Genomic DNA, 25,771 nt, shown 5'->3' on the forward strand with positions numbered 1-25,771 from the left:
ATTATCGCACAGCTCTTTTTTTATTGCTAGCCTTCTTTTAATTTAAGACTGCTTTGTTGTCTTTTTTGATTTCATCCGTATGCTCCGCAATCATTGTAGGATTTGGGAGAACAGGATTTAACTTTATCAGTTTTGTACTCGCTAGGTAATCCTTATTTCCAGCGTAGATAAACATCAGCGAACCATTTTTAATCGTATTGATGATTGGCTTGTTCAGTTCTCGCGGTAAAGCCGGACATCCGTAGCTTCTTCCAAGTCTTCCTGTGGATCTTATCACATTCTCGCTGCAGTAGTCCGCGCCGTGAATAACAATAGCTCTCGCTAAAGCTTGATCATTGATTCCTTTCTCTAAACCATTCAAACGTAATGAATAGCCATTTCCACCTTGATACGTTCCTTCTGTCGTGTAAAATCCTAAAGAACTTTGGTAAGAACCATGTCTGTTAGAAAATGCTGTCGCAAACTTCTCGCCGCTGTTTCTGCCATGCGATACGATGTTATGGTACAACAATTTCTTGTTCTTTAGATCGATTACATACATACGTTTGTCCGTCGATGGTAATGTAAAATCAATAATCGTGATAATATCCTTATTTTTTGGACTCAGCTTTCCGTATCCCTGCATAGCTTGCTCAAAGGCTTCCCATTTCAGGATCTTTGAAAGCTGGAGTTCCTCATAAAGACTTCTTGTCGGATCAATATGTTCTGTTTCGATTGTCTTGCTTTCTTTGTGGCTTATTTTAGCATTGCTGCTGTTTAGGTCTACCGGTAGTAAAGACGTAGCTACTGCCCACAAAGAAAAAAACATTAGTTTATTCATAAGCACTTTTCCCTTGTTTTACATAACAAAGCTAATAAAAAAGTGACAATCAAAGTGTTAAAATTCCTTTTAATCGATTACAACAACCAGTGATTTGAAGGGTTTTGACGTGTCATAAACAAATTTGGCGTGTGATGACGCGTTCCTGACACACATGTGGGAGCGAGGTGTGGTACCTAAAGACCAACTATACTCCACAATTTTACCTTTCGGGTTGTTTACCGGAACCCCGTGAATATAGCCTCCATTGGTGAATCTAGACGCCCAAGGCGCAAATCCTTCAATCGTTGTGGTACCATCGCCATAGTAGAACATCTTTGGTTTTTGCTCTTGCACCATAAAGATTCCAACAGGGGTTTCCATCTGATGAGGGGGCTTATGTAAGCCCGATGTTGCAGGATTCATACTGCGAATTTTCCACTCATCATCGCCGGTACGCTCAACAGTTAAAATATTTTGGTTTGTAACATCTACGAAGTTAACATGCGTTATTTTTAAGGAATCGCCGATAGATTTCACGTACCGTTTAGGGACAAACCAAGTTCCTTCAAAGGAAATTCCATTCACCTTGACCATTTTTAAAGTGTCGCTACTTTCTAAGCTTACGAGCGACCCATCCCGGCCATAAATGGACGGCTTTCCGCTATCTTCAGCGCGATATAATGGGGCCGATTGATAGCGCTCCGTTCCTAAGGTGTCCGATACGCGTTTATAAGCATTTCTTACGAAGTTCTCTACCACAGGGGATTCTCCATTACGATTCTTGTAATTCTGCAATACAGCGTAGTTATGCGGTGCTCGCTGGAAGTTTTCTATGTAAGCAAGCTTCTCCTTGATTTTATCAAGTTGAAAATGCCGCGTCGTGTCTTTATACGGATAAGTTTCTTCCAGCGTATGCTCATCATAAGCTAGGTCTTTCTCCAATTTAATATCTGCTGCCGTGCGAGGCCTTACCTTCTCGGCTTCCTCTGCTTTTTTTACTCGCTCTAAAGAGTCTTTTTTTCTTTGGATTGCTGGATCAACGGTTTTTTCTGACGAGTTCTTACATGCTGAAGCTGCAATAATGGCAAGTAGAATAAAAAACAAAGAATATCTTCTCATTCGTGAAATAGGGGTTGAATAATAGTAAGTTAAAAATGCCCAAAGATATAAAATAGTTTATATCCATATGAAGATTACTAAAAATCGTTCCATTATTTATATTATATCGAAAAAGTTAACTTTGACGCCATGAATGAGGCGCAAATACTACAGATTGCTGTGGCAATTATTATCAACTCGCAAAATAGACTGTTGATCGTTCAAAAGCAGTCGTCGACCTATTATCAGTTGCCGGGAGGGAAGATCGATGGGAATGAACAACCTGTTGAAGCACTTTGCCGTGAATTGAAGGAGGAACTGAACTTGGCGTTAAGCCAAGAGCAAATAAGTCTTTTGGGTATTCATGAAGCCAAAGCAGTTAATGAGGTAGGGAAGACGGTAAGAGGTTATGTGTTTAGCGTCGATATTCCCGAGTCTGAAGATAGTTTAAATCCACATGCCGAATTAAAAGAAGTTTACTGGCTATCGGAGGATGAGGTTCCCGATTATAAATTGGCAAATTTGTTAAGAGAGTTTGCTCTTCCGTTTTGGCTGGGAGAGAAATAGGCGCTTTTTGGCCGAAATAAATATAGAGAAGCTGTCCCCAAAGACGGCTTCTCTCTGTTTATACAAGATCGTCTATCGCAAAACGAGCTTCTCTCGAGCCTTGTTCTACACTGTCCCCTTTCAAAGCCCTTTCAAACCCAATATAAACCCTTATCAAAAGCCTTTTGAAAGGGCTGTGATAGGGGTTTGTTTTGTGTTATGAAGAGGAGAGATCCCTCGCATCTCCGACAGCGTCTAAAAAGGTACATTCCAGTAGACCATAGCGGTGAGCACAACATCGCTAATACGATAAAAGGTCGCCTCTCGGCGACCCTTTACTATTTATTTAACATATTATGTGCTGACATCCAATTCAGGACATCGGGATATTAAAAGTGGAATTGTACACCTAAAGTTGGAGCTAATGAATTAGCATCTAAACCGTAGCTGTTAGTAGTTACTTTAGCGTCTGTAGCTTCATTTTTTACAGTTCCGTTGTTGTAGTATAAACCTCTAACTTTCAATTCGATACCAATGTTGCTAGTTGGGAAGTATGCGATACCTGGCGCTAATTCTACACCGTAATCAGCAGTAGTAGCTGCTTTATCACCGTTTACTTTAGCAGTACCCCAGCCCATAGGAACAGTTAACTGTCCGAAGAATTTTACAGGACCATCGTTTTTGCTGTACATTCTACCGTAAGGTGATACTACGAATTTTCCAATAGTTTCGTCGTTATCTTTGCTTTCTTCTTGTTTAGCCCAAGAATAACCCACGCCAGTACCGATCGCGATGTTATCCGCTACGAAATAACCAACTTGAGGGATGATGCTAAAACCTGTAGTTTTAACGTCTGTATCTTTGATTGATTCACCAGCGAAACCAACTTGTCCGCCTAAAATGATTTTACCTTTTTCAGTTTGTGCTTGAGATGCAAAAGTAATAGCTGTAACAGCAGTTAATGTAAGTAATAATTTTTTCATGTTTTTGTTATTTTAATTACTGACTTTTATGTCGTATGTAGTCAGTTATTCAAACCAAATGCCAAAACAGGTGAGTTTAGGTCATATTCAGGTATGGCTTTTAGGGAAGAAAAGCTAACAGCCTAATTGTTAAGATGTTATTTTAAATTAAAAAAATGTAACGGAAACTTTAATGACATTAGTTAAACAAAACTCAAAAGAAAAAGCAACTGCCAAAATTTGAACATTATCCAAAATAAGTCAGCATGACAGGTGTTGTCAGTAAAAAGGCCTGACAGCATTGCTTATCGAGCGACAATCTTCCGCAATTTAGATAAATCGAATCTGTAAATTGAATTTGCAAATAAGTTTAATAGATTAGCCGGCGGATTGATAATTTGCACACGCGCTATGAACACAGAATCTCCTAAGCTATCTTCTACAGTCCTTTGGTTGATGACGATATTCTCGGCATTGATCGTCGCCAATATCTATTACAATCAACCTTTATTGGGAAAAATCGCTACAGAGTTTGCAGTTTCGGAAGCTGCGGTAAGCAAGATTACGGTACTGACGCAGTTGGGGTATGCGGCGGGTCTATTGCTGATTATTCCACTTGGGGATAAGATCATGCGGAAGCGGCTTATCTTGTTTGACCTCGTTTTGGTATTGGCCGTTTTAGTTTGGATGGCGACAGCGGATAAACTTTGGATGCTGTTTGTTTCCAGCTTTCTGTTGGGGGTAACCTCAGTAGTCCCTCAATTATTTATTCCGATGGCGGCCGATCTGTCCACTCCCGAGAACCGTTCAAAGAATCTGGGACTGATTATGTCGGGCTTGTTGTTAGGCATTTTGTTATCTCGTTTCGTTGGTGGTATTGTCGGCGATTTATTTGGATGGCGCAGTATTTATTGGGCGGCGGCCGGCTTGATGATTATCGCATGGGGCTGTATCTATAGGCTGTTTCCGGAGATTAAGCCTAATTTCACGGGGAACTATTTATCCTTGATGCGCTCGGTCTGGCAATTGGCGAAGACGCAGCCGGTGCTTCGCTTGGCAGCATTTCGAGGTGCTATGGGCTTTGGGTCGCTGTGTGGGATTTTTACGACATTGGCATTTCATTTGGAGCAACCGCCGTTCGAAGCAGGGCCTTCCGTCGCTGGTAGCTTCGGATTGGTCGGTGCAGCGGGTGCCTTGTCAGCAGCTTTTGTAGGGCAGCTTACGAGGCGATGGGAGGTCAATAAGATTATTCTTGTATCGCTGTGTATCCTCTTAGGGAGCTGGTTGTTCACTTATTTAGGGGGAAATACCTATATAGGATTGATTATCGGAATTATATTAATCGACTTAGGCTTGCAATCTACCCATATCATGAACCAATCTGATTTCTTTTCAATCAAAACGACTGCGACAAGCCGGTTGAATACGGTTTATATGGTCAGCTATTTCATCGGGGGCTCTTTAGGTTCCTGGTTCGCGGCCTATGCCTGGGAATTTGCAGGCTGGGGCGGCGTATGTGCTGTTGGGGTTATTTTTGCTTCCTTGGCGCTATTTGCTCATTTACGCTACGCTTATAAGTTAAAGCGCAACTAATTAATTTCAGAAAAAAAAGCTGTTCAGCAATCTTTATCCAATTGGAAAAAGACCGTGAACAGCTCCATATAAACTGTGGAAAAATTAATCTAGCGTGCTATTATTAAGTCGCAGAGAATTCAGAATAACCGACACCGAGCTGAGGCTCATTGCCGCCGCGGCAATCATCGGCGACATCAGAATGCCGAAGCTAGGGTAAAGAATTCCTGCAGCAATAGGAATACCGATTACATTATATAGAAAGGCAAATCCTAAGTTTTGTTTGATGTTTCTCAGCATCATCTTACTTAGCTTATAGGCTTTATGCACCGCTTTTAGATCGCCTTTTACGAGGGTTATTTCCGCACTCTGTATCGCAACATCAGTTCCTGTACCCATGGCGATACCAATATCCGCCTGCGTCAATGCCGGGGCATCATTGATTCCGTCGCCCACCATGATAACTTTCTTACCTTCTGCCTGTATTTTCTTAATGCCGCTCAATTTATCTTCGGGGAGCAAACTCGCCTGAACATGCTTAATTCCTGCTTGTTTTGCTACAATCTCCGCCGTGTTTTTATTGTCGCCGGTAAACATATGGACTTCAATACCTTCGTCTTGGAATTTTTTGATGGCTTCGATACTGCTATCCTTCAATGCATCGAACGCAGCAACTAAACCTGCAAACTGCCCATCGATCGCCAATACAGATACGGAGTTTCCTTTCTTCTGTAGTTCCTCGATCTGTTGCTCTTGGCTTTGATCTAAAGCAACTTGCTGTTCTTTCATTAATCGTGGCGTCCCTAATAGAACTTCCATATGATGTATTCTGCCCTTTACACCTTTGCCTGCAATGTTTTCAAATTGGGTGACATCGAGTAATTGTGCACCGTCTTCTTTCGCCTTATCTAACATCGCTTGTGCAAGGGGGTGGGTACTATTTTTATTCACCGAAGCTGCAATTTGCAGGATATCCTTCTCCTGAAATTTAGCATTGCCCGATACGACTTCAGAGACGCTAGGTTTTCCGGAGGTAATAGTGCCGGTCTTGTCCACGATGAGTACATCTGCTTTCTCCATTTTTTCCAAAGCCTCGGAATTCTTGATCAGGATGCCGTTCTTAGCACCTTTACCAATTCCGACCATGACAGACATGGGAGTTGCCAATCCTAAAGCACAAGGACAGGCAACAATCAATACAGCTAATAGGTTCGAGAATGCCATCGCGGTACTATTAGGCACAGCCGATGCTGACCAAGCGATAAAGGTGATAATCGCAATAACAATGACGGTAGGTACGAATATTTTAGAGACCTTATCCGTTAGTTTTTGAATCGGTGGCTGGCTTCTGCTAGCCGTATTCACCAATTGAATGATTTGGGATAATAAAGTCTCGCTGCCTACTTTTTCGGCCTTAATAAGTATTTCATGATTACCATTGATTGTACCGCCAATAACTTTGTCTTCCGATGCTTTTTCTACCGGAATGGGTTCCCCGGTAATCATAGACTCATCAATAGAGGTATTGCCTTCTTCCACAACGCCATCCACTGGAACTTTATCGCCCGCTCTAACGCGTAGGATGTCGCCAAGCTTAACATCATGAATCGATACCTTCTTATCCTTGCCGTCGACCACGACGATCGCCTCGGCAGGGGATAACTTGATAAGTTCTTTGATCGCACTATTTGTTTTCGAATGCGCCTTTGCTTCCATGACTTGCCCCAGAAGAACGAGGGTAAGGATTACTGCGGCAGATTCAAAATACAGATGGACTTCACCGTGATGCCCTTTAAGTTCCGCTGGGAAAATCTGCGGAAAGAATAACGCCAATAAACTGAAGATGAAGGCAGCGGCTGCACCAAGACCAATTAAGCTAAACATGTTTAAGTTCCAGGTCTTAAACGATGTCCAAGCACGCTCAAAGAACATCCAGCAGGTGTAAAATACGACGGGAATGGTCAATATCAATTGTATCCATGCATTAACATGATAGGGGATAATCTTAGATATTGGTTGTCCGGGCAGCATATCGCCCATAGACAGAATAAATATAGGGACGGTACAAGCTACCGATATCCAGAATTTCTTCAACAAGTCTTTATAATGCTGATCCTCCTCTTCAGTCACCTGATTGGGTACCAAATCCATTCCACAGATCGGACAATTTCCGGGATGATCCTGAACGATTTCAGGGTGCATCGGACAGGTATATTCTACCTTTACGGTCATTTCCGGAATCTTTTCAAGATTCATTCCGCAGACAGGGCAGGAGCCGAATTTGTCGTAAACCTTGTCGCCTTCGCACATCATTGGGCAGTAGTACTTGCCTGCATTGCTCGCGCTAGCGACGGGTTTCTCCTGTGAATGCCCATGTCCATGCTGATGCTTAGCATTAGGATCTGGCTTTTGAACCTTTTCGATAGGTCTCAAGAACATCCCGCAAACCGGACATCTACCCGGCTCATGATATATTTTGTCCTCACCTTCGCAAAACATCGGACAGATATATTGGCCACTAGGCGATTCTTCCTTTGGATGCTCTGCAGGTGCAGGCGCATGATTTTTATCGTCACTGATTTTATAGGCACCGCCAAGCTCGTCAAGTTTCGCTTGTAATTCTGGCGTGCTGATGTTTTCATCGGCAGTTATTTCCGCTTCGCCAGTTTCTAACTTTACAGCAGCCTTTATGCCCGGAACTTCATTCAGCTTCTTCTCCACATTGGTTCTGCAACCATTGCAGGTCATTCCTGAAATTCCATATGTTTTTGTCGTGCTCATAATTATCCTTTCTTTGATAACAAAGTTCCGGATAATAAGATTGATGAGATTATATAATTTCTAGATAATGTTATATAATTATGGGGTGGGCTGCTTATTTAGATGCTTGGAAATAGGGTAGTTTTGGGTTTTTCCAAACCTTTCATTTTAAGTTCTGCAAAGAAACGATTGTTCAAGGGGCTTTCTTCCATTAGGTAGGGGATGTAGATAGAGCCTTGCGCCAATACCAGCTCATGGTATCCGAAAAGTACACCATTGTTCTTTTGAACGGATTGCACAGATTTAATCTGCTGCACATCTCTTTCTAGATTAAATCGTACTTGGCTGCCGCTCAACCATTCGACGACCACTTCTTTTGTTTGGGGATGAAACCAAACCTGCTGATCGCGTACATACTTTAAATGGTTGTTCAATAAAAATACCTGGCTAATTAGGTAAAGACTGATGGGTAGAAGAAAGAATAGAATTTTGATCTTGATAGCGAGTACTAAGGTGATAATCAGTAGGACTACACCTATAGCGACACTGTAGGTTGTTGCTTTGATGGCCTTGCTCACAACCTTGCTGCCCGAGTCTAAGATAAAATAACCCTGCTTATTGCTGCGCTGTATATCAGTTGAGGATTTAGTCCGCATCATGATTCTACGCGAAATATAGTAGAGCAGAACCCCCAATAAAATAACAATAAGCAGGATTTTATACATATTAGTATTGTTCTGTTTCGTTAGGGAATGTACCGGCTTTTACATCAGCGATGTAATTGCTTGCAGCTTTGGTGATCTCTCCTTGCAGGTCGGCATATAAGCGAAGGAATTTTGGTTTAAAGTCTTTATTCAATCCTAGCATGTCATTAACCACTAAAACTTGCCCGTCACATCCATTGCCAGCTCCGATACCGATTGTTGGGATTTCCAAAGATTCCGAAACTTCTTTAGCTAGTGCTGCAGGGATCTTTTCCAATACAATCATAAAGCATCCCGCTTCTTGCAATGCCAATGCATCAGATTTTAATCTATTGGCTTCCGCTTCTTCTTTCGCGCGAACACCAAAGTCACCAAACTTATAGATCGACTGAGGCGTTAAGCCTAAATGTCCACATACCGGAATGCCGGACTGAACAATCTTCTTAATGTTATCGATGATCTCCTCGCCACCTTCTAGTTTCAGAGCATGCGCTCCGGACTCTTTCATCATCCGAACAGCAGCTTTATAGGCATCTTCGATCGAGCCTTGGTATTCGCCGAAAGGTAAATCAGCAAGCACCATCGCGCGCTTTGAAGCCTTGGCAACAGCAGAAGCATGATAGATCATATGGTCTAAAGTCATGGGAAGGGTGGTTTCATATCCGGCAAAGACATTAGCTGCCGAATCGCCCACAAGAAGAACTTCTACACCCGCCTCATCTAAAATGCGAGCAGTGGAATAGTCATAAGAAGTTAACATCGAGATCTTTTCTCCTCTGGCTTTCATATCACGAAGTGCCGAAGTCGTCACTCTTTTAATTACTTTATGTACTGACATAGCGTTAAGATTGAGTTGCAAACTTAATTATTTTTCGTGGAAAACGCCTCGAATCTTGTTCTTAACGTATAGCAATGCTGCGGAATAGAAAATTACCCTATAATTTCCTACTTTTGCAGGATGGATATAAAAGAGCAGAATCAGTTTAAATTCCCGAAGTTTCAAGAGTTAATTATTCACGAAGACGATAACCTAATTGTGATCAATAAACCGCCGTTTATTGCTTCTTTGGATGCACGTGAGGGTGGTGAGGTGAATATCCTTCGCTTGGCGAAGAAATATCATCCTGATGCGCAAGTTTGCCACCGTCTGGATAAGGATACTTCCGGTGTATTGCTGATTGCTAAGAATCCAGAAACATACCGTTCGATGTCGATCGAATTTGAAAAAAGAAGAGTAAACAAGATTTACCATGCAATCATTGGCGGTACGCATGTCTTCGAAGATCTGACCGTCGACCTTCCTATCCTCAATCAGGGAAATAAGAACGTAACGATCGACCGTTATAATGGTAAACCGTCGGAAACTATCTTCAACAGTATCCGTTATTTCAAGCATTTTACCCTCGTTGAATGTAAGCCTATTACAGGCCGCATGCACCAGATTCGTATACACTTAGCAACGCAACATGCTGCTATTGTGGGGGATGCAATGTACAAAGGTAAGCCGGTTTATCTTTCTCAGATCAAAAAACGTGGTTATACCTTATCAAAAGATCAGGAAGAGCAACCCATCATGAAGCGTTTTGCACTGCATTCTAAATCGGTAAGCTTCAAGTTGAACGATAAAGAATATAGTTTCGAGGCCGAATATCCTAAAGACTTTGCGACGCTATTGAAGCAGTTGGAGAAATTCGACGCTTAAGACTATCAAACAGATTATCAATATTACATACCCCCTAATTAAGCTATAGAAATGAATAAGCAAGAGCTCATTAATCAGATTAAAAGCAAGAAGAGTTTCCTATGTGTCGGTTTGGATACCGACTTGAACAAGATTCCGGAGCACCTTTTGGAGGAGGAGGATCCTATCTATGCTTTTAATAAGGCGATTATTGAGGCTACTGCAGATCTATGCGTGGCTTATAAGCCCAATATTGCATTTTATGAAAGCTACGGCGTAAAAGGATGGGAGTCTTTGCGTAAGACTAGTGAGATCTTACCTAAGGACTGCTTCTCGATTGCAGATGCAAAACGTGGCGATATCGGCAATACCTCGAAAATGTATGCGCAAGCATTCTTTAATCCGGAGGTATCTGGCTTGAATTTCGATTCGATTACCATTGCACCTTATATGGGGGAGGACTCTGTGACGCCATTTTTGGACTTCGAAGGCAAATGGGCGATCGTTCTTGCATTGACCTCTAATCAAGGAAGTTTAGACTTCCAAAATTTCAGCAATGCTGCGGGCAAGCAATTGTTTGAGGAGGTTATTGATAAGGTTAACACTTGGGGAAGCGATGAGAACTTGATGTATGTGGTTGGAGCGACGAGAGGGGAGGCTTTTGTGAAGATTCGCGAGCATGCGCCAGATCATTTCTTGCTAGTTCCGGGTGTTGGTGCACAAGGCGGTTCCTTAGCTGATGTTTGCCAATATGGGATGAACAAAGACTGTGGACTTCTAGTAAACAGTACCCGTGGTATTATTTATGCATCGAAAGGGAAGGATTTCGCAGAGCGTGCTCGTGAAGAAGCGTTGCTACTTCAAAAAGAAATGGAAGAGCAATTGACGATACACAGGGTGATCTAAAACCTGATATTTCTTACTTTTTGTTAAAACTGCCTTTTTTGGCATAATAATTTAGGTGCTTGCAAGGTTAATGTTATTTATGATACAACGAAGATCGAGCTTGCTCCTGGGAGCAGTTAGTATATTAGGGCTCTTCCTCACAGGATGTAGCTCTGTTTATTTGCCGAATGTGCCGGCAACCCCCATGTTTACCAATGCAGACGAGGGGTATTTAGGGGCCCATGTGAATGTCAAAGGTAATTTAAGCGGTACAGCAGGTGTCGCTTTCACCGATAATCTGGCTATTATAGCAAACGGTTCCTATATCGATAATAAAACGACCAATCAAGACTTTAAACAACATCTTATAGAGGGAGGCTTAGGCTACTATACTGTTGTGGGGCATTCCGGCCGCAGCGTGCTGGAGTTCTATGGCGGATATGGTATTGGTTCGACCCGAGATGTCGATAAGCGAGCTTCGATATCCGGTACGGATCCTGTAGAGATTCGGGATCTCGACTTCAACAAGATCTTTGTACAAGCAAACTTCTCATCGACACGTAAGAACAAACTTCGTTTATTTGGAAAGCAGCGTACGCTAAACTATGGTACGGCGATTCGCGTTAGCCGTATCAAAATGGATCGTTTCGACCTGAATAATGCACCAGCGGAATTGGAAGAGAATCTATATATAGAGCCGGTGTTCTTTACTCGAATGGAGCTGAACAAGGGTTTCCAATTGCAGTATACGAACGGTTGGAATATAGGGATAATGAGCAACGAATACCTCAAAGCAGGGAATGCGGTATTTACGTTGGGGTTGATTTATAATTTTGGAAAAAAGAAATAGCAATATGAAAAAATTAGTTGGTATTGTAGGATTGATGACGATCTTGTTTTTATCGGGTTGTCAAGTAAATAAGAAGGCGCAATTACAAGCCTTAGCAGATTGTGAATATGATGTGGAGTCTGTAGAACAAGTAAAATTCAATGGTAAGACATTAGACAAATACAAAGGTTCGGACGGTAATTATAATATCTCCTCTTTAGCGAATATCGCCGTGGCATTATTCAGCAAAGAATTGCCTTTGGAAGGAAAGATTAATCTGAAGATTACAAATCCTGAGGTGAAAAAGGCGGCAGTAAACTCTTTTAAATACATGATCGAGATCCAGGGGTCGCCATTGTTTGAAGGAACAGTGGATCAAAATGTAAACTTAAACCAAGGGGAAAGCGCTATTGTGCCCTTGACCTTCAAAGCAAATATCTTCAACAAAGCGAAAGAAACCGGTTTTGACCGGTTCTTTGATGAGCTTTTCAATAAAAAATCCGAAGGATTTTTAGTGCTAAAGATTAAGCCTTCATTTAAAATCGCCGGACAGAATATTTATTATCCGTCGTATATTACGGTAGATAAAAACTTCGGCAAAAGGATATTTAGTCTTTTTAAGTAGATATTAGATTTTAGACCTTAGACATTAGACATTAGATTTTAGACGTTTGAATTAAGAAAGGATGGGAGGTTTGTCTGAACCAGGAAAGGAAGGATTTAAGGATGAGCAGGATGGTTACGCCATGGGTCTAACTACTAAATACTATTTCTGAACCAGGAAAGGAAGGATGAAAAGATGAGCAGGATCCTGTATATCCTTAAATCCTTCCTTTCCTGGTTCAGACAAACTTTTCCTCATTATTCAGACAAACGTCTAACCTCTAAAATCTCACATCTCACATCTAACGTCTAACATCTACCTTCTAAACGTATATCCCATGGTCCATTCGATGAAGTCAGCTTTTCCCATGTGTGCTTTTATGGATACGCCGGTGTTGATGTTTTTGTAAACATAATAACGTGCTCCGGCGCGTAGGAAGAACTTTTTGATTTCTCCATTAAATCGTTGGTTATGTATGTAATATCCGACGTTTCCATTTAAAACGAGGCGTTCGTTTAGGATATGGGCAATATAGAAGGATGGCCCGCCGGATACCTTGGAGGAGAACTTTCCTGTTTTGTCGCCTGCGATTTCTTCATCATTGCCGGAAGATGAGTAGAATAGATCAAAACCACCGCCTAGACGCCATTTGTAGGATACGTGTCGGCTGGCATATAAGCTGAAGGTACTTTTTAGGAACCTTTGGTCTAAGTCGTCTCTTAACTGCTTCGAGCCTACGCCGTAGTTCAGATGGAACATCACTTTTTTGCTGTATGGTTTGAGCACGGAGTCTCTTTTGATTTTGATATCTGGATTGATCTGGTATGCTGCAGATAGGGTGAGCGGCACCAGGTTAACGCCTTTGTTAGGCAGGGCGAGTGCACCGTTGGAGAAATGGTGGAATGCAAAGCCTGCACCTAGTTTCCAATGTGGTGATAATTTGTATTGAGCCCGGATTCCGAGGTCGATAAATACATTGTTCTTTGATCCGATAACTAGATTCAAAGGATTTTCATGCTCGTTATAGGGTTTAAAATTTCCCGAAAGACCTAGCCCAATTCTATAGTCCCAACTCCAACGCGAGTTTTCTCGAGGAGCGATGGGAGTTTGTACAAAGCCATATATCGCGTAAGGGCTGCCGATAATATCCGAATGAAATGTACTGGAGTAAATCCCGATTCCATATATCGGGTAGTTATAGATTTGGTAATACTGATCTTTCTTTGCGCGTTGCTTGAAGCCTATTTTAAAGTTCAACCCATTGTAGTAAGCACCGTCGTAGGTTGTTTCCTTGAGTCCGGACTGTTGTAGAATTCCGCCGTTTTCGACTTCCAGCTCTAACACCAGCGGGCTTCTTTTAATCTGATTAGCGATGCTGTCGATTTGAGCCGATGCGAGGAAGGGGATAGTTAGGGTAAGTAAAATGAGTATTGCTTTGTTCACTAGCTGAAAAATTTTGTCCGTTTTTAACAGGCGGAACAAAAATAGTAATAACTTTGTCAGCACAAACGAGCCCATTGTCATTTTTAAGGAATTTGGGCGAAAATCAATACAAGTGTCAAATTTTATCCTCATTGTTTTCTGCTTAGCCGCTGGCGTGCTTAGCCGAAAGATGAATTGGGTTGCAAAAGATGGTTATAAAGCGTTAAATGCCTGGGTGTTATACTTTGGTTTGCCCGCCATCTCCTTTCACTACCTTCCTAAACTAACTTGGGACAATAGCTTAATTTTCACGATACTCTGCCCCATCATCGTATTGGCGGGAGGGGTACTGTTTTTTTATTGTATCGGGCGAGCGTTGGGACTTTCCAAGCGAACATCGCATACCATGATGTTAGTGGCGGGTTTGAGCAATACTTCCTTTGTTGGTTTTCCGCTCATTACTGCGTATTTCGGAACACAGGGACTGCCTATCGGCATTGTTGCGGATCAAATGACTTTCTTCCTCCTATCATCGGTTGGTGTTTTGATCGCCACAAAAGGGAGCTTAAATACGAATAAGGAAGTAAGTCTTGCTTTCATCATCAAACGGGTATTTACTTTTCCGCCCTTGATAGGCTGTTTATTGGCATTGCTACTATCGCAGATAGTGGATTTAAGTTCTTTGGACGATTTTTTTCATCTCATCGCTAGTACAGTGTCTCCAATAGCGCTTTTTTCTATCGGTCTCCAACTCAATTTTACAATCGTAAAAAGCGAAGTTCCGAATATTACATATGCGATGTTATATAAGCTGATTCTTGCCCCGCTTATTGTGTTCCTGTTAGCATACTTTCTGGGCTATCGCGGTGAGATAGTCGAGGTGTCCATTTTCGAGATGGCTATGCCTAGTTTAGTGGCAACCAGCATTGTTATCAATCAATTTAAACTGAATAGCAAATTAGGAAATAGTGTTATTGGTTTAAGTATTCCGTTAGGTTTATTAACCACTTATGCGTGGTATGAAATTTTGAATTTTTTCAATATGTAACTGAAATGTTATTAATATAGGAAAGCTTTTTTTTATCTTTATCAATTGTGTAGAAGATACACTGATAATAACATAATTTATAAGCTTAGTTTTCAGATTATTATGAAGAAATTAATTTTCTTTGCCCTTTTAGCGAGTACAACCCTTTCCCAAGCTCAAGAGAAACACGAGCGTTACATTCAAAAAATCAACGGTACAAGTCTAGAATTCAGCATGGAAGCAATTCCGGCTGGCGAGTTTACCATGGGGAGTGCAAGTGGTGGCAATGAAGATGAGAAGCCTGCTCATCAAGTAAAACTTGATCCATTCTGGATGGGGACTTACGAAGTGACCTGGAATCTATTTGAACCTTTCCTTTACAAAGATTACGAAGTGACAAAATCTATCGATGGGAAAGTCCCTACCGAGGTAGACGCTGTTACACGACCAACAAAACCGTATTTAGATATGACTTTTGGTTATGGCAAAGACGGGCAGCCGGCTTTAGCGATGACACATTACAATGCTATTCAGTTTTGTAAATGGTTATATGTGCGAACGGGAGTATTTTACCGCTTGCCGACAGAGGCTGAGTGGGAGTACGCTTGTCGCGCTGGGTCGAATACGGCTTATTTCTTCGGTGATGATGCGGGTCAATTGGCTGAGTATGCATCATTTAAAGAAAATAGCAATGGACAGACTGCAAAAGTAGGAACTAAAAAGCCGAACGCTTGGGGCCTATATGATATGTTGGGCAATGTTTCGGAGTGGACCTACGACCAATATGATGCTAACTTTTATTCGACTTTTAAAGATAAAGTAGCTGAGAATCCGGTGAATGTGCCTACGCAATTGTATCCGCATGTGGTACGTGGCGGCTCGTTCGAAAGCGAAGCAATAGACTTGCGTTCTGCTGCTCGTGGTGCTTCAGATCCTGTTTGGAAGCAATTGGATCCTCAAATTCCAAAGTCTAATTGGTGGTTTCCAGAGGCTCCATTTGTGGGGATGCGCTTAGTGCGTCCTGTAAAGCAGCCTAGCCATACTGAAATCATGGAATACTATGATAAAGCACCGTTAAAGGACTTTTAAGAAAAGAATCAATTATAAACAACACATTATAAACCATGGAAAATCTAAATCGCCGAGGATTTATTAAATCTTCATCGGGCCTTGTGGGTGCAGCGGCATTGACAAGTGGGGTAGTAGGAAAAGTATTTGCGGGTGGGAGCGATGTGATCAAGATTGCCTTGATCGGTTGCGGTGGCCGCGGGACAGGCGCTACATTTGATGCTTTTGCTTCTGGGCAGAACATTCAACTAGTAGCAATGGCTGATGCTTTCAAGGACAATTTGGATAAGACATATGCCACGTTGAAAGAGAAATTCGGCGATAAGGTGAATGTTCCTGACAGCCGTAAATATGTAGGATTTGACGGATATAAAGCGGCAATCGCGGATGCGGATGTTGTTTTATTGACGACGCCTCCAGGATTCCGTCCGGTTCATTTTGCTGAAGCGGTACGCGCTGGCAAGCATGTCTTTATGGAAAAATCTGTAGCGACTGATATTCCGGGTGTTCGTAGTGTATTGGAAACTGCGAAAGAAGCAAGACGTAAGAAATTAAATGTTGTTGTTGGATTACAACGTCGTTATCAAAATAACTACCGCGAGGCTATTCAACGTATTCAGGACGGAGCGATCGGTGATGTAGTATCCGGACAAGTGTATTGGAATAGTGGTGGTGTTTGGGTTCGCCCGCGCAAGCCGGGACAGACAGAAATGGAATACCAAATGCGTAACTGGTATTACTTCAACTGGCTATGTGGTGATCATATCGTTGAACAGCATGTTCACAATATCGACATCGCGAACTGGGTGAAAGGGAAGTATCCTATTTCTATCCAAGGTACGGGATCTAGAGCGCATAGAACAGGTAAAGAATACGGTGAGATCTATGATAACTTCGCTTTAGAGATGACTTATGATGATGGTACGGTGGTATATAGCCAGTGTCGCCATTTCGAAGGCATCTCAAACCGTGTGGATGAGACGTTCCAAGCTACAAAAGGACGTGTTTATTTATCGGCGAGCAACCAAGCTATCCTTTGGGATGCACAGGGAAAAGAGATTTACAGACATAATACCAAAGGGAATCCTAACCCTTACCAACAAGAGCATAAGGAGTTGTTTGAAGCGATCGCTAAAGGCGAATATAAATTTGATAATGCTGAATATGGTGCTTATAGCAGCTTAGCAGGTATTATCGGACGTATTGCTGTTTATACAGGTAAAGTTATTAAATGGGATGAGGCAATGAAATCTAACATTGATTTGATGCCTGAGCGTCTTGCATGGGATGCAATGCCAAAGGTGGTTCCGAATGCAGATGGATTCTATCCTGTTGCTGTCCCAGGACATAATGTAGAAAAATATATATAATAGCCGTGTTGAACTGGTTCAGTCTGATCGGCATAATGGGAATTGGTTGTTGTGCCTTTGCGCAACAGCCAATTTCTGGTTTACAGCGATTCAACTTGGAAGGTTATGCCCAAGGAACGACATACGCTGTAAGCTACTATGCCAACGACGAACAAGTGAAGAAAGCACAACTAGATAGTATATTCCAGGTCATCGACCAGTCGATGTCGCTGTATAAGCCAAATTCCATAATCAGCAAGTTTAATTCCGACACGAACAGCGAGATTGTGATGGATAATCACATGCAAGCCGTCCTGAAGAAGTCTTTTAAAATCAATAAGCTATCGAGAGGGATATTTGATATAACCGTGAAGCCCTTAGTTTCACTATGGGGTTTCGGACCAGAAAAGACAGTCGGCATACCGGATTCTAATGCGGTTAAAGAGGCTTTAACATACGTTGGGATGGATAAGTTGAAAATCCGAGGTAAACAGCTTCAGAAGAAGGATAACCGTGTTGAAATTGATTTAAACGGCATTGCACAAGGTTATACGGTGGATGTGCTTTACGATTTCCTTCTATCTAAAAAAATTAAATCGTTTTTAGTGGAAGTAGGTGGGGAGATTCGGACTTATGGCTACAAGCCTAAAGAAGAGCCCTATAAAATCTTGATACAACGACCGGATGAAGCAAAGGAACAAAGGAATTACATCATCGCCTTGCATAATAAAGCCGTGACTACGTCGGGCAGCTATGAAAAGTATCGCACCGTGGATAATTATCGTTTTTCGCATCATATGGATGCAAAAACCGGATATCCATTGAAATCATCCATAATCACTGTTACGGTAATTGCCGAGAATGCGATGGATGCAGATGCGCTCGATAATGTATTTATGGCGATGAAACCTGAGGATGCGGTCGCATTTGCGAATTCGAAAAATAAAATTGATATTTATTTACTGTATTTGGATAATGGCGTCGTGAAAGAAGCGTATTCCAAGGGGTTTTCTAAATACATAATAACCAACTAGCACCGTGGTGCTGAAAACAACTTAAACTTAATCCTACATGAAAAGATCAGAATTCTTAAAGAACAGTTCCATGCTTGTTGGCGGCACTTTATTAGGTGGGACGGCGGTTGCCGGTACTTCTATCAATGAAAAGACTGCACAATCTGCAAATCAACCGTTTAAATTAGACTATGCGCCCCATCAAGGGATGTTTAGCGCTAGTGCCGGGAAGAACTTTCTTGATGAGATAAAATATATGTACGACCTGGGATTCCGCAGTATCGAAGATAATGGAATGCCATCGCGCTCGGTTGATGAACAAAAGAAAATCGGTGATCTATTGGCCAAGTTAGGTATGCGAATGGGTGTATTTGTTGTTCCTAAGGGAGGCAATGGCGCTAATTCGCTGGCTGCTGGTAAGCAGGAGTTTGTTGATATCTTCCTGAAAGGATGCCGTGACTCGGTTGAAATTGCCAAGCGTTGTAATGCCAAATGGGCGACTGTTGTTCCGGGAGATTTTGCCAGAAAGCTGCCTATGGGCGTGCAGACAGCCAATGTGGTTGAAGCTTTGAAACGTGGCGCTGAGATTTTTGAACCACATGGCTTAACGATGGTCTTAGAACCATTAAGCGATACACCTGATCTTTACTTGCGTTTTACGGATCAGACCTACGAGATATGTAAAGCGGTGGGTAGTCCATCGGTAAAGATCCTTTACGATGCGTATCACCAACAAAAGAATGAAGGAAACTTAATCAACCTGATGGATTTATGCTGGAGTGAGATTGCGTATATCCAAGTTGGTGACAACCCTGGACGTAAAGAGCCAACAACCGGTGAAATCAACTATAAGAATGTGTTCAAATGGTTGCACCAAAAGGGCTACAAAGGCGTAGTAGGGATGGAACATGGCATGTCCAAGTCCGGAAAAGAAGGCGAGCAAGCGTTAGTAGCAGCCTATAGAGAAGTGGATTCTTTCTAGTGCTAAACCTATTTAGGTGACTCTAACAAATTTGTTATCCTGTTTCATAAACCGTTTATAATATCTATATTTAATACCATAATTTTAAAATAAGCCTATATTACATGTCATCAACTATTAAATTTAAACTATCCTTCATGATGTTCCTGGAGTTCTTTATTTGGGGCTCTTGGTTCGTGACGTTAGGTACTTTCTTGGGAAATACCTTGAACGCATCGGGACTGGAATTCGCAAATGTTTTCTCCACGCAATCATGGGGAGCTATCGTTGCGCCTTTTATCATAGGAATGATCGCAGATCGTTACTTCAATGCGGAGCGTATATTGGGTGTCTTGCACCTTATCGGCGCTTTCCTGATGTTCCAACTTTACCAAAGCGAATCGATCGGTACTTTCTTTCCTTATGTGTTAGGATATATGTTATTATACATGCCGACGCTATCCTTAGTCAACTCGGTATCTTTCCGTCAAATGAAAAATCCGGAAAAGGAGTTCTCCAATATTCGTATTTGGGGTACTATCGGATGGATTGTTGCCGGACTTTCGATATCCTATCTTTTCAAATGGGATACTGATCAGGGAATCAAGGACGGCTTATTGAGAAATACATTCTTAATGGCATCTATCGGTTCACTGGTGTTGGGATTATTCAGTTTTATACTCCCGAAAACACCTCCTGTTAAGATGGAAGCTGGCCAAAAGCAAAGTGTTGCTAAAGTATTGGGATTAGATGCTATCAAGCTTTTAAAGGATAGAAATTTCTTAGTATTCTTTGTTTGCTCTATATTAATCTGTATTCCGCTAGCGTTCTATTATCAATATGCGAATCCATTCTTATCTGAAATAGGCTTAGCGAATCCTACGGGTAAAATGACGATAGGTCAAATTTCAGAGGCCCTATGTCTTTTATTATTGCCTGTTTTCTTTACGCGCTTCGGATTCAAGAACACCATTCTTGTAGGAATGTTAGCATGGGTTATTCGTTATGTGCTGTTTGCCTATGGCGACGCTGGCGAAGCTACCTTTATGCTATTATTAGGAATCGCGCTTCACGGTATCTGTTATGATTTCTTCTTTGTATCGGGACAAATCTATACCGACTCGAAAGCCGGAAAAGATAATAAGAGTGCAGCGCAGGGATTAATTACATTAGCTACATATGGTGTAGGGCAATTGATCGGATACTGGTTAGCAGGATATGTGAGCGACATGTACCAGAACGTGAAATCGGCAGATGTAGCGTTGTTCTGGAATAAGTTATGGGTAGTTCCTGCAGGAATTGCTTTAGTAGTATTTTTTATCTTCCTTGTATTCTTCAAGAAAGAGACCATTGTAAATCAATCTGAAACTAATTAAATAAAAAAGTAATGGTAGAGAATAATGTTTATGATGCCATTGTCATCGGATCCGGTATTAGCGGCGGTTGGGCTGCTAAGGAATTAACCGAAAAAGGTCTGAAAACAATCATGTTAGAACGTGGTCGCAATGTTGAGCACGTGAAAGATTACCATGCAAATAAGGATACTTGGGAATACCCTCATCGTGGTGGTAGGACTAAGCAAATGGAAGCGGATTATCCGGTTCTAAAACGTGATTACCCTTTAAATGAAAAGAACTTAGATTTCTGGGTAAATGAGAAAGAAAGTCCCTATGTGGAGAAGAAGCGTTTTGACTGGTTCAGAGGATATCATGTAGGCGGTCGTTCGTTGATGTGGGGTCGTCAGAGTTACCGTTTAGGTGATTTGGACTTTGAAGCAAATGCGAAAGATGGACATGGTGTTGATTGGCCGATCCGTTATAAAGAGATCGCGCCTTGGTATAGCTATGCTGAAAAATGGGCAGGTATATCAGGCAACCGCGACGGACTTGATGTTCTCCCTGATGGCGACTTCTTACCGGCTATGGATTTCAACGTTGTTGAAAAAGATTTAGCAGAACGCATAAAAAAACAATACGGCGGTAGTCGTCACTTCATTATGGGACGTACGGCAAATATTACGAAGCCACATACCGGTCGTATCAACTGTCAGTATCAAAACCAATGTTGGTTAGGCTGTAACTTTGGCGCTTATTTTTCTACACAATCTTCTACATTGCCACCGGCAATGAAAACCGGAAACTTAACGCTTCGCCCATTCTCTATCGTAACGAAGATTATCTACGATAAGGATACGAAGAAAGCAAAAGGGGTAGAGATCATCGACGCAGAAACAAACCAAACGTATGAATTCTTTGCGAAGGTTATCTTCGTTTGTGCTTCTGCATTCAATTCTACATGGGTGTTGATGAACTCGGCTACCGATGTTTGGGAAGGTGGATTAGGAAGTAGTTCCGGCGAGTTAGGCCATAATGCTATGGACCACCACTTCCGCTTAGGAGCAAGTGGTCGTGTAGAAGGCTTTGATGATAAGTACATGTTCGGACGTCGTCCGACGGGCTTATATGTTCCCCGCTTCGTCAATATCCCATCTGACACTAAACAACGTGATTACGTTCGTGGCTTTGGCTACCAAGGTTCTGCTGGCCGCGGAAGATGGTCGGGTGAGATTGCGGAGATGGCTGTTGGTGGCGAATGGAAAGACGCACTATGTGAACCAGGAAACTGGACAGCAGGATTCACTGCATTCGGAGAAATCCTTCCATACCATGAGAACCGTATTTTCCTTGATAAGAATGTGAAAGACAAATGGGGATTACCAGTGTTGGCGATGGATATGGAGCTAAGAGACAACGAGCTTAAGATGCGTAAAGATATGGCCGTAGAGATGAAGGACATGTTGGAAGCTATCGGTCTGAAAGACGTAAATACTTACGATGGAGGATATAACTTCGGTATGGGTATTCACGAGATGGGAACCGCTCGTATGGGCTTGGATCCGAAAACTTCCGTATTGAATAAGCACAACCAAGTTTGGGATGCAACGAACGTATATGTGACGGACGGTGCTGCCATGACTTCGGCGGGATGTGTGAATCCATCACTTACTTATATGGCCTTGACAGCGAGAGCGGTTGACCATGCGGTAAGCGAGCTTAAGAAAGGAAATATCTAATTGAACTAAACCGTATATTATGAGTAATAACAATTCAAGAAGGGATTTTCTAAAGAACACGGCCATAGCGGCTGCGGGCTTTAGTATTGTTCCTCGACATGTCTTAGGTGGATCGGGCTTTCTAGCGCCTAGCGACCGTTTGATTGTTGCAGGGATTGGTGTAGGGGGCAAAGGGGAGAGCGACATCAAATCGTTTGCAGACAGCGGAAAGGCGGAGATGGCCTATCTATGTGATGTGGATGAACGTCGCGCAGCCAACTCGGTAAAGCGATTCCCGAAAGCAAAATTCTATAAGGATTTCAGAGAAATGTTGGATAAAGAACATAAGCACATCGATGCTGTTTCTGTATCCACACCCGATCATAACCACGCTATCCAAGCTTTAGCAGCTATGCAACTAGGAAAGCATGTGTATGTTCAGAAACCATTGACCCACGATATCTGGGAAGCAAGAGTACTGACTCATGCTGCTAAAAAATATAAAGTAGTAACACAGATGGGTAATCAAGGAGCCTCGAACGATGGCCCTCGTGAAATCCGTGAATGGTATGAAGCAGGCCTTATTGGTGATGTTCATACGGTGTACTGTTGGACCGATCGCCCGGTATGGCCTCAAGGTATTCAGTGGCCTACTCAAACCGCCCCTGTTCCTAAGGAATTAGATTGGGACCTATGGTTGGGAACGGCTCCTCAGAAAGACTACATTGAAAAGTTGGTTCCATTTAACTGGCGAGGCTGGTGGGATTACGGAACTGGCGCATTAGGCGATATGGGCTGCCACCTATTAGAAGTACCTTTCAGCGTATTAGGCTTATCCTATCTACAGGATGTGCAGGCTTCTGTTGGTTCAGTTTACGTGGATGAGTTCAAACGCGGATACTTCCCGGAGAGCTGCCCTCCATCGAGCCATGCCACCATGACTTTCCCGAAAGCAGCTAGAACGCAAGGTCCGGTTACATTGCACTGGATGGACGGGGGAATTCAACCTGCCCGCCCAGAAGAATTAGAACCAAATGAAATCTTTGGTGACGGCGGAAACGGTATCTTGATGGTCGGTACGAAAGGTAAAGTATTAGCAGATACGTACGGTGATAAAGCACGCTTTTTGCCTACTACACGCAAAGAAAACGTTGCGATGAAGTATGCTCGTGTACCTGGAAAAGCTAGCGGACACTACGCACAGTGGGTTGAAGCTTGTATTGCAGGTTATGGTAAGAAAGAGGTGAGTGCACCATTTGAGATTTCAGGACCATTAACGGAGGCATTATTGATGGCGAATTTAGCGATTCGTGGTGCTGATATGCGTATCGATGGTAAATACCCTGGACGTAACTTGAAACTTCTTTGGGATAACGACAATATGAAAGTAACGAACTTTGATATCGTCAACCAATTTGTGAAGCGTCAGTATCGCCCGGGATGGGAAATTAATTATTCATTTTAAGAAGGTATAAGAAGATGATGAATAGAAGAGAAGCGTTAAAACGTGTAGCCTTTATCATGGGTGGTACGGTTATCGGTGCAAACCTGTTTTTAGAGGGTTGTACTCGTCCGGCATCTAAAGATGTAGCTACCTTATTTGAGGCTGAAACAACAGATTACTTAGGCGAATTGGCGGAAGCTATTCTACCTAAAACTTCTACACCAGGCGCGAAAGAAGCAGGTGTAGGTGAATTTATCCCTGTGATGATTCGCGACTGTTATGATGAGAAAGATCAAAAATCTTTCTTAGACGGTCTGAATGGCGTGGAAGCACGCGCGAAGAAAGATTTCAAAAAAGGATTCTTAGAATTGACTCCTGAAGAGAAACTTCAATTCGTGAATACATACGATAAAGAGGCTAACGAATACCAAAAGAACAAGAAGGAAGAAGATGCGAACCATTTCTTCACCATGTTGAAGCAATTAACTTTGACAGGATTCTTCACATCGGAAGTTGGTATGAAGAAAGCATTGCGTTATGTGAAAATCCCTGGAAAATACGATGGAAACTATCCGTATAAGAAGGGTGATAAAGCATGGGCTATCTAGCAAAAAAAAAGCCTTCCGAGAATCGGAAGGCTTTTTTTTTGGAATGTGTCTGCTTTCAATGGCCATCAAGCACTTTCATCCTTTTTGCTGGCTCAATAGAAAAATGAAAGGTTTTATGCTTTTTTAGTCAACTGCATCAAGAAATGCGGACGATCCGCCTTGCTAATGCTATAGACGCTAGTCAATTCATCAATCTTTGCTTCATTAATAGCGACCTGATTGCCGTAAGACAGTTCTCTCAGGAAGTTCATCTCCACGGACTTGATTTTTCCAGACAATACTTCCTTCGGATCCAGGGCATCGAAGCACCAATCCATATATTTTACGTTGTTCGCGTGGTTCACGATATCCAAATCGGATAACACTACCTGATAATCTCTAATTTTATTGAACGCCACATTTCCATCGATGCGCTCGGCAGTTCTGGAGGTCATGATGCGGTCAGGATGAGGCACCACATGATCTGTGCTGGCAATCAAGGGTTCAGCACGGCGAGCTTCGATATTGAAAACAGCCCACATGCTAGATGCTGCAACCAAACGGCGTTCGCCAAATAACACCTCAAAATTACGCGTAGAGCGAGATCCTGTGAAGTCTTGAATCCATGTTCTGATCTTGATAGTCTGTTCGAACATGGGGAGTTTTTCGATTTCGATGAGCATTCTACTGAGTACCCAGGATTGCTTGGTGCGGAGTATGGCTTTCGTGCCAAATCCTAATATATCAGCATGCTCGCTAGCGGTCACTTGTAGTATATTGTCCAGTTCGCTGTACTTCAGTTGTCCGTTTGGATAACATTGGGTAAAGTTGAGTTTCCAGTCCTTTTCGAAGATGCCTTCTGTCATATTTTTCTTATTTCATGCGAATGTAACTAATTTAATATTCTAAAATAAAACCCTTGTCAATTTATATATAAATCCCTAATTTAACGTTAACCATATAAATCCCGATAAGTATGAGCATGATTGGAACACTAATAGAAAAAGAACAAGTTGATAAATTCAAGATCATTCCAGCAGAAATAGATAACTCGGAGAAGTTTATGTCGAAATTGCAGAGTGCCCTACGTTTAGGGAATGAATTCAAATCAAAAACAGACATCGTATTCAATACTGAGGAAGGCCCAATGCGTATAGAAACGACCGTATGGTCGCTTACAGAAAAGTATATACAGATAAAGCACGGAATTCTCATTCCGCTGCGATCACTCATCGCAGTAGAATACTGACAAAAAAAGCTGTCCTCTTCGGACAGCTTTTTTTGTAGTAGTTAGTATTTAGTAGTTAGTATTTAGACCTAGGGCGGATATAGATATTAGATATTAGATGTAAGATTTTAGACGTTTTTTGTTAGACGTTAGGTTATTTGTCTTTGAACCAGGAAA

Annotated in this window: 24 protein-coding genes; 16 read left to right on the forward strand and 8 right to left on the reverse strand. The window is 42.1% G+C overall.

The window, feature by feature from the left end; genetic code table 11:
• Positions 1 to 37 precede the first annotated feature (37 nt).
• Both B2400_RS13670 and B2400_RS13675 read right to left on the reverse strand, forming a co-directional pair.
• Entirely contained in the window at positions 38 to 820 is a 783-nt protein-coding gene (locus B2400_RS13670; protein ID WP_293934267.1) for a murein L,D-transpeptidase catalytic domain family protein, read from the reverse strand.
• Between the two features lie 69 nt (positions 821 to 889).
• On the reverse strand, positions 890 to 1,921 hold the full coding sequence (locus tag B2400_RS13675) for a L,D-transpeptidase (RefSeq protein ID WP_246172259.1): 1,032 nt from the start codon (positions 1,919 to 1,921) through the stop codon (positions 890 to 892).
• 129 nt (positions 1,922 to 2,050) lie between these two features.
• On the opposite strand from B2400_RS13675, the gene B2400_RS13680 reads away from it, so the two are divergent.
• Entirely contained in the window at positions 2,051 to 2,467 is a 417-nt protein-coding gene (locus tag B2400_RS13680) for an NUDIX hydrolase (RefSeq protein WP_293934271.1), read from the forward strand.
• A gap of 368 nt (positions 2,468 to 2,835) precedes the next feature.
• On the opposite strand, the gene B2400_RS13685 is transcribed toward B2400_RS13680, so the two are convergent.
• Positions 2,836 to 3,429, reverse strand: a complete 594-nt coding sequence (locus B2400_RS13685; RefSeq protein ID WP_293934275.1) for an outer membrane beta-barrel protein — start codon at positions 3,427 to 3,429, stop codon at positions 2,836 to 2,838.
• Between the two features lie 390 nt (positions 3,430 to 3,819).
• Between B2400_RS13685 and B2400_RS13690 the strand changes: the two genes are divergently transcribed.
• Positions 3,820 to 5,001 carry an MFS transporter gene (locus B2400_RS13690; protein WP_293934278.1) on the forward strand — a complete coding sequence of 394 codons (1,182 nt, stop codon included), beginning with the start codon at positions 3,820 to 3,822 and terminating at the stop codon, positions 4,999 to 5,001.
• Between the two features lie 84 nt (positions 5,002 to 5,085).
• Here the strand turns inward: B2400_RS13690 and B2400_RS13695 are convergent, their stop codons facing one another.
• From B2400_RS13695 to panB, 3 genes are all read right to left on the reverse strand, one after another.
• Positions 5,086 to 7,761, reverse strand: coding sequence for a heavy metal translocating P-type ATPase (locus B2400_RS13695; RefSeq protein WP_293934281.1), 2,676 nt, complete (start codon positions 7,759 to 7,761; stop codon positions 5,086 to 5,088).
• 98 nt (positions 7,762 to 7,859) lie between these two features.
• Positions 7,860 to 8,465, reverse strand: a complete 606-nt coding sequence (locus B2400_RS13700; RefSeq protein WP_260040730.1) for a hypothetical protein — start codon at positions 8,463 to 8,465, stop codon at positions 7,860 to 7,862.
• Between the two features lies 1 nt (position 8,466).
• Positions 8,467 to 9,282, reverse strand: coding sequence for a 3-methyl-2-oxobutanoate hydroxymethyltransferase (gene panB, locus B2400_RS13705; RefSeq protein WP_149526635.1), 816 nt, complete (start codon positions 9,280 to 9,282; stop codon positions 8,467 to 8,469).
• A 120-nt stretch (positions 9,283 to 9,402) separates the two neighbouring features.
• Between panB and B2400_RS13710 the strand changes: the two genes are divergently transcribed.
• The 4 genes from B2400_RS13710 to B2400_RS13725 all read left to right on the forward strand — a co-directional run bounded on the left by B2400_RS13710 (position 9,403) and on the right by B2400_RS13725 (position 12,464).
• Positions 9,403 to 10,146, forward strand: a complete 744-nt coding sequence (locus B2400_RS13710) for an RluA family pseudouridine synthase (protein ID WP_149526634.1) — start codon at positions 9,403 to 9,405, stop codon at positions 10,144 to 10,146.
• Positions 10,147 to 10,197: 51 nt separating this feature from the next.
• Positions 10,198 to 11,031, forward strand: coding sequence for an orotidine-5'-phosphate decarboxylase (pyrF, locus tag B2400_RS13715; RefSeq protein ID WP_293934286.1), 834 nt, complete (start codon positions 10,198 to 10,200; stop codon positions 11,029 to 11,031).
• A gap of 79 nt (positions 11,032 to 11,110) precedes the next feature.
• Positions 11,111 to 11,860 (forward strand): hypothetical protein, encoded by a 750-nt coding sequence (locus B2400_RS13720; RefSeq protein ID WP_293934289.1) that lies wholly within the window; start codon positions 11,111 to 11,113, stop codon positions 11,858 to 11,860.
• A 4-nt stretch (positions 11,861 to 11,864) separates the two neighbouring features.
• Positions 11,865 to 12,464, forward strand: a complete 600-nt coding sequence (locus B2400_RS13725) for a hypothetical protein (protein ID WP_293934292.1) — start codon at positions 11,865 to 11,867, stop codon at positions 12,462 to 12,464.
• 294 nt (positions 12,465 to 12,758) lie between these two features.
• Here the strand turns inward: B2400_RS13725 and B2400_RS13730 are convergent, their stop codons facing one another.
• Positions 12,759 to 13,886, reverse strand: coding sequence for an acyloxyacyl hydrolase (locus B2400_RS13730; RefSeq protein WP_293934295.1), 1,128 nt, complete (start codon positions 13,884 to 13,886; stop codon positions 12,759 to 12,761).
• 112 nt (positions 13,887 to 13,998) lie between these two features.
• Here B2400_RS13730 and B2400_RS13735 point away from each other — a divergent pair, with 112 nt between their 5' ends.
• From B2400_RS13735 to B2400_RS13775, 9 genes are all read left to right on the forward strand, one after another.
• Complete coding sequence (locus B2400_RS13735) at positions 13,999 to 14,913, forward strand: AEC family transporter (protein WP_293934297.1); 915 nt, start codon at positions 13,999 to 14,001, stop codon at positions 14,911 to 14,913.
• Positions 14,914 to 15,015: 102 nt separating this feature from the next.
• Entirely contained in the window at positions 15,016 to 15,981 is a 966-nt protein-coding gene (locus tag B2400_RS13740; RefSeq protein WP_293934299.1) for a formylglycine-generating enzyme family protein, read from the forward strand.
• A gap of 35 nt (positions 15,982 to 16,016) precedes the next feature.
• On the forward strand, positions 16,017 to 17,330 hold the full coding sequence (locus B2400_RS13745; RefSeq protein WP_260040717.1) for a Gfo/Idh/MocA family protein: 1,314 nt from the start codon (positions 16,017 to 16,019) through the stop codon (positions 17,328 to 17,330).
• Positions 17,331 to 17,335: 5 nt separating this feature from the next.
• Positions 17,336 to 18,343, forward strand: a complete 1,008-nt coding sequence (locus tag B2400_RS13750; protein WP_293934301.1) for an FAD:protein FMN transferase — start codon at positions 17,336 to 17,338, stop codon at positions 18,341 to 18,343.
• A gap of 37 nt (positions 18,344 to 18,380) precedes the next feature.
• Positions 18,381 to 19,304, forward strand: coding sequence for a hydroxypyruvate isomerase family protein (locus tag B2400_RS13755; RefSeq protein ID WP_293934303.1), 924 nt, complete (start codon positions 18,381 to 18,383; stop codon positions 19,302 to 19,304).
• 104 nt (positions 19,305 to 19,408) lie between these two features.
• Positions 19,409 to 20,659 (forward strand): nucleoside permease, encoded by a 1,251-nt coding sequence (locus B2400_RS13760; RefSeq protein WP_293934305.1) that lies wholly within the window; start codon positions 19,409 to 19,411, stop codon positions 20,657 to 20,659.
• A gap of 11 nt (positions 20,660 to 20,670) precedes the next feature.
• Positions 20,671 to 22,356, forward strand: coding sequence for a GMC oxidoreductase (locus B2400_RS13765; protein ID WP_293934307.1), 1,686 nt, complete (start codon positions 20,671 to 20,673; stop codon positions 22,354 to 22,356).
• Positions 22,357 to 22,375: 19 nt separating this feature from the next.
• Positions 22,376 to 23,800: a Gfo/Idh/MocA family protein gene (locus B2400_RS13770; protein ID WP_293934309.1), complete on the forward strand. Its 1,425-nt coding sequence runs from the start codon at positions 22,376 to 22,378 to the stop codon at positions 23,798 to 23,800.
• Positions 23,801 to 23,814: 14 nt separating this feature from the next.
• Positions 23,815 to 24,387, forward strand: a complete 573-nt coding sequence (locus B2400_RS13775) for a gluconate 2-dehydrogenase subunit 3 family protein (protein ID WP_260040708.1) — start codon at positions 23,815 to 23,817, stop codon at positions 24,385 to 24,387.
• 113 nt (positions 24,388 to 24,500) lie between these two features.
• On the opposite strand, the gene B2400_RS13780 is transcribed toward B2400_RS13775, so the two are convergent.
• Positions 24,501 to 25,232: an acyl-[acyl-carrier-protein] thioesterase gene (locus B2400_RS13780; protein WP_293934311.1), complete on the reverse strand. Its 732-nt coding sequence runs from the start codon at positions 25,230 to 25,232 to the stop codon at positions 24,501 to 24,503.
• Between the two features lie 116 nt (positions 25,233 to 25,348).
• Between B2400_RS13780 and B2400_RS13785 the strand changes: the two genes are divergently transcribed.
• Positions 25,349 to 25,615 carry a hypothetical protein gene (locus tag B2400_RS13785; protein WP_293934313.1) on the forward strand — a complete coding sequence of 89 codons (267 nt, stop codon included), beginning with the start codon at positions 25,349 to 25,351 and terminating at the stop codon, positions 25,613 to 25,615.
• Positions 25,616 to 25,771 lie beyond the last annotated feature (156 nt).

It is taken from the genome of Sphingobacterium sp. UBA6645 (genome assembly GCF_002455685.1).
Lineage (GTDB): Bacteria > Bacteroidota > Bacteroidia > Sphingobacteriales > Sphingobacteriaceae > Sphingobacterium > Sphingobacterium hotanense.

Bases quoted from the DNA above. Each gene is read 5' to 3' on its own strand.
- B2400_RS13670 (WP_293934267.1), bottom strand. From the start codon at position 820: ATGAATAAACTAATGTTTTTTTCTTTGTGGGCAGTAGCTACGTCTTTA.
- B2400_RS13675 (WP_246172259.1), bottom strand. From the start codon at position 1,921: ATGAGAAGATATTCTTTGTTTTTTATTCTACTTGCCATTATTGCAGCT.
- B2400_RS13680 (WP_293934271.1), top strand. From the start codon at position 2,051: ATGAATGAGGCGCAAATACTACAGATTGCTGTGGCAATTATTATCAAC.
- B2400_RS13685 (WP_293934275.1), bottom strand. From the start codon at position 3,429: ATGAAAAAATTATTACTTACATTAACTGCTGTTACAGCTATTACTTTT.
- B2400_RS13690 (WP_293934278.1), top strand. From the start codon at position 3,820: ATGAACACAGAATCTCCTAAGCTATCTTCTACAGTCCTTTGGTTGATG.
- B2400_RS13695 (WP_293934281.1), bottom strand. From the start codon at position 7,761: ATGAGCACGACAAAAACATATGGAATTTCAGGAATGACCTGCAATGGT.
- B2400_RS13700 (WP_260040730.1), bottom strand. From the start codon at position 8,465: ATGTATAAAATCCTGCTTATTGTTATTTTATTGGGGGTTCTGCTCTAC.
- panB (WP_149526635.1), bottom strand. From the start codon at position 9,282: ATGTCAGTACATAAAGTAATTAAAAGAGTGACGACTTCGGCACTTCGT.
- B2400_RS13710 (WP_149526634.1), top strand. From the start codon at position 9,403: ATGGATATAAAAGAGCAGAATCAGTTTAAATTCCCGAAGTTTCAAGAG.
- pyrF (WP_293934286.1), top strand. From the start codon at position 10,198: ATGAATAAGCAAGAGCTCATTAATCAGATTAAAAGCAAGAAGAGTTTC.
- B2400_RS13720 (WP_293934289.1), top strand. From the start codon at position 11,111: ATGATACAACGAAGATCGAGCTTGCTCCTGGGAGCAGTTAGTATATTA.
- B2400_RS13725 (WP_293934292.1), top strand. From the start codon at position 11,865: ATGAAAAAATTAGTTGGTATTGTAGGATTGATGACGATCTTGTTTTTA.
- B2400_RS13740 (WP_293934299.1), top strand. From the start codon at position 15,016: ATGAAGAAATTAATTTTCTTTGCCCTTTTAGCGAGTACAACCCTTTCC.
- B2400_RS13745 (WP_260040717.1), top strand. From the start codon at position 16,017: ATGGAAAATCTAAATCGCCGAGGATTTATTAAATCTTCATCGGGCCTT.
- B2400_RS13755 (WP_293934303.1), top strand. From the start codon at position 18,381: ATGAAAAGATCAGAATTCTTAAAGAACAGTTCCATGCTTGTTGGCGGC.
- B2400_RS13760 (WP_293934305.1), top strand. From the start codon at position 19,409: ATGTCATCAACTATTAAATTTAAACTATCCTTCATGATGTTCCTGGAG.
- B2400_RS13765 (WP_293934307.1), top strand. From the start codon at position 20,671: ATGGTAGAGAATAATGTTTATGATGCCATTGTCATCGGATCCGGTATT.
- B2400_RS13770 (WP_293934309.1), top strand. From the start codon at position 22,376: ATGAGTAATAACAATTCAAGAAGGGATTTTCTAAAGAACACGGCCATA.
- B2400_RS13775 (WP_260040708.1), top strand. From the start codon at position 23,815: ATGATGAATAGAAGAGAAGCGTTAAAACGTGTAGCCTTTATCATGGGT.
- B2400_RS13780 (WP_293934311.1), bottom strand. From the start codon at position 25,232: ATGACAGAAGGCATCTTCGAAAAGGACTGGAAACTCAACTTTACCCAA.
- B2400_RS13785 (WP_293934313.1), top strand. From the start codon at position 25,349: ATGATTGGAACACTAATAGAAAAAGAACAAGTTGATAAATTCAAGATC.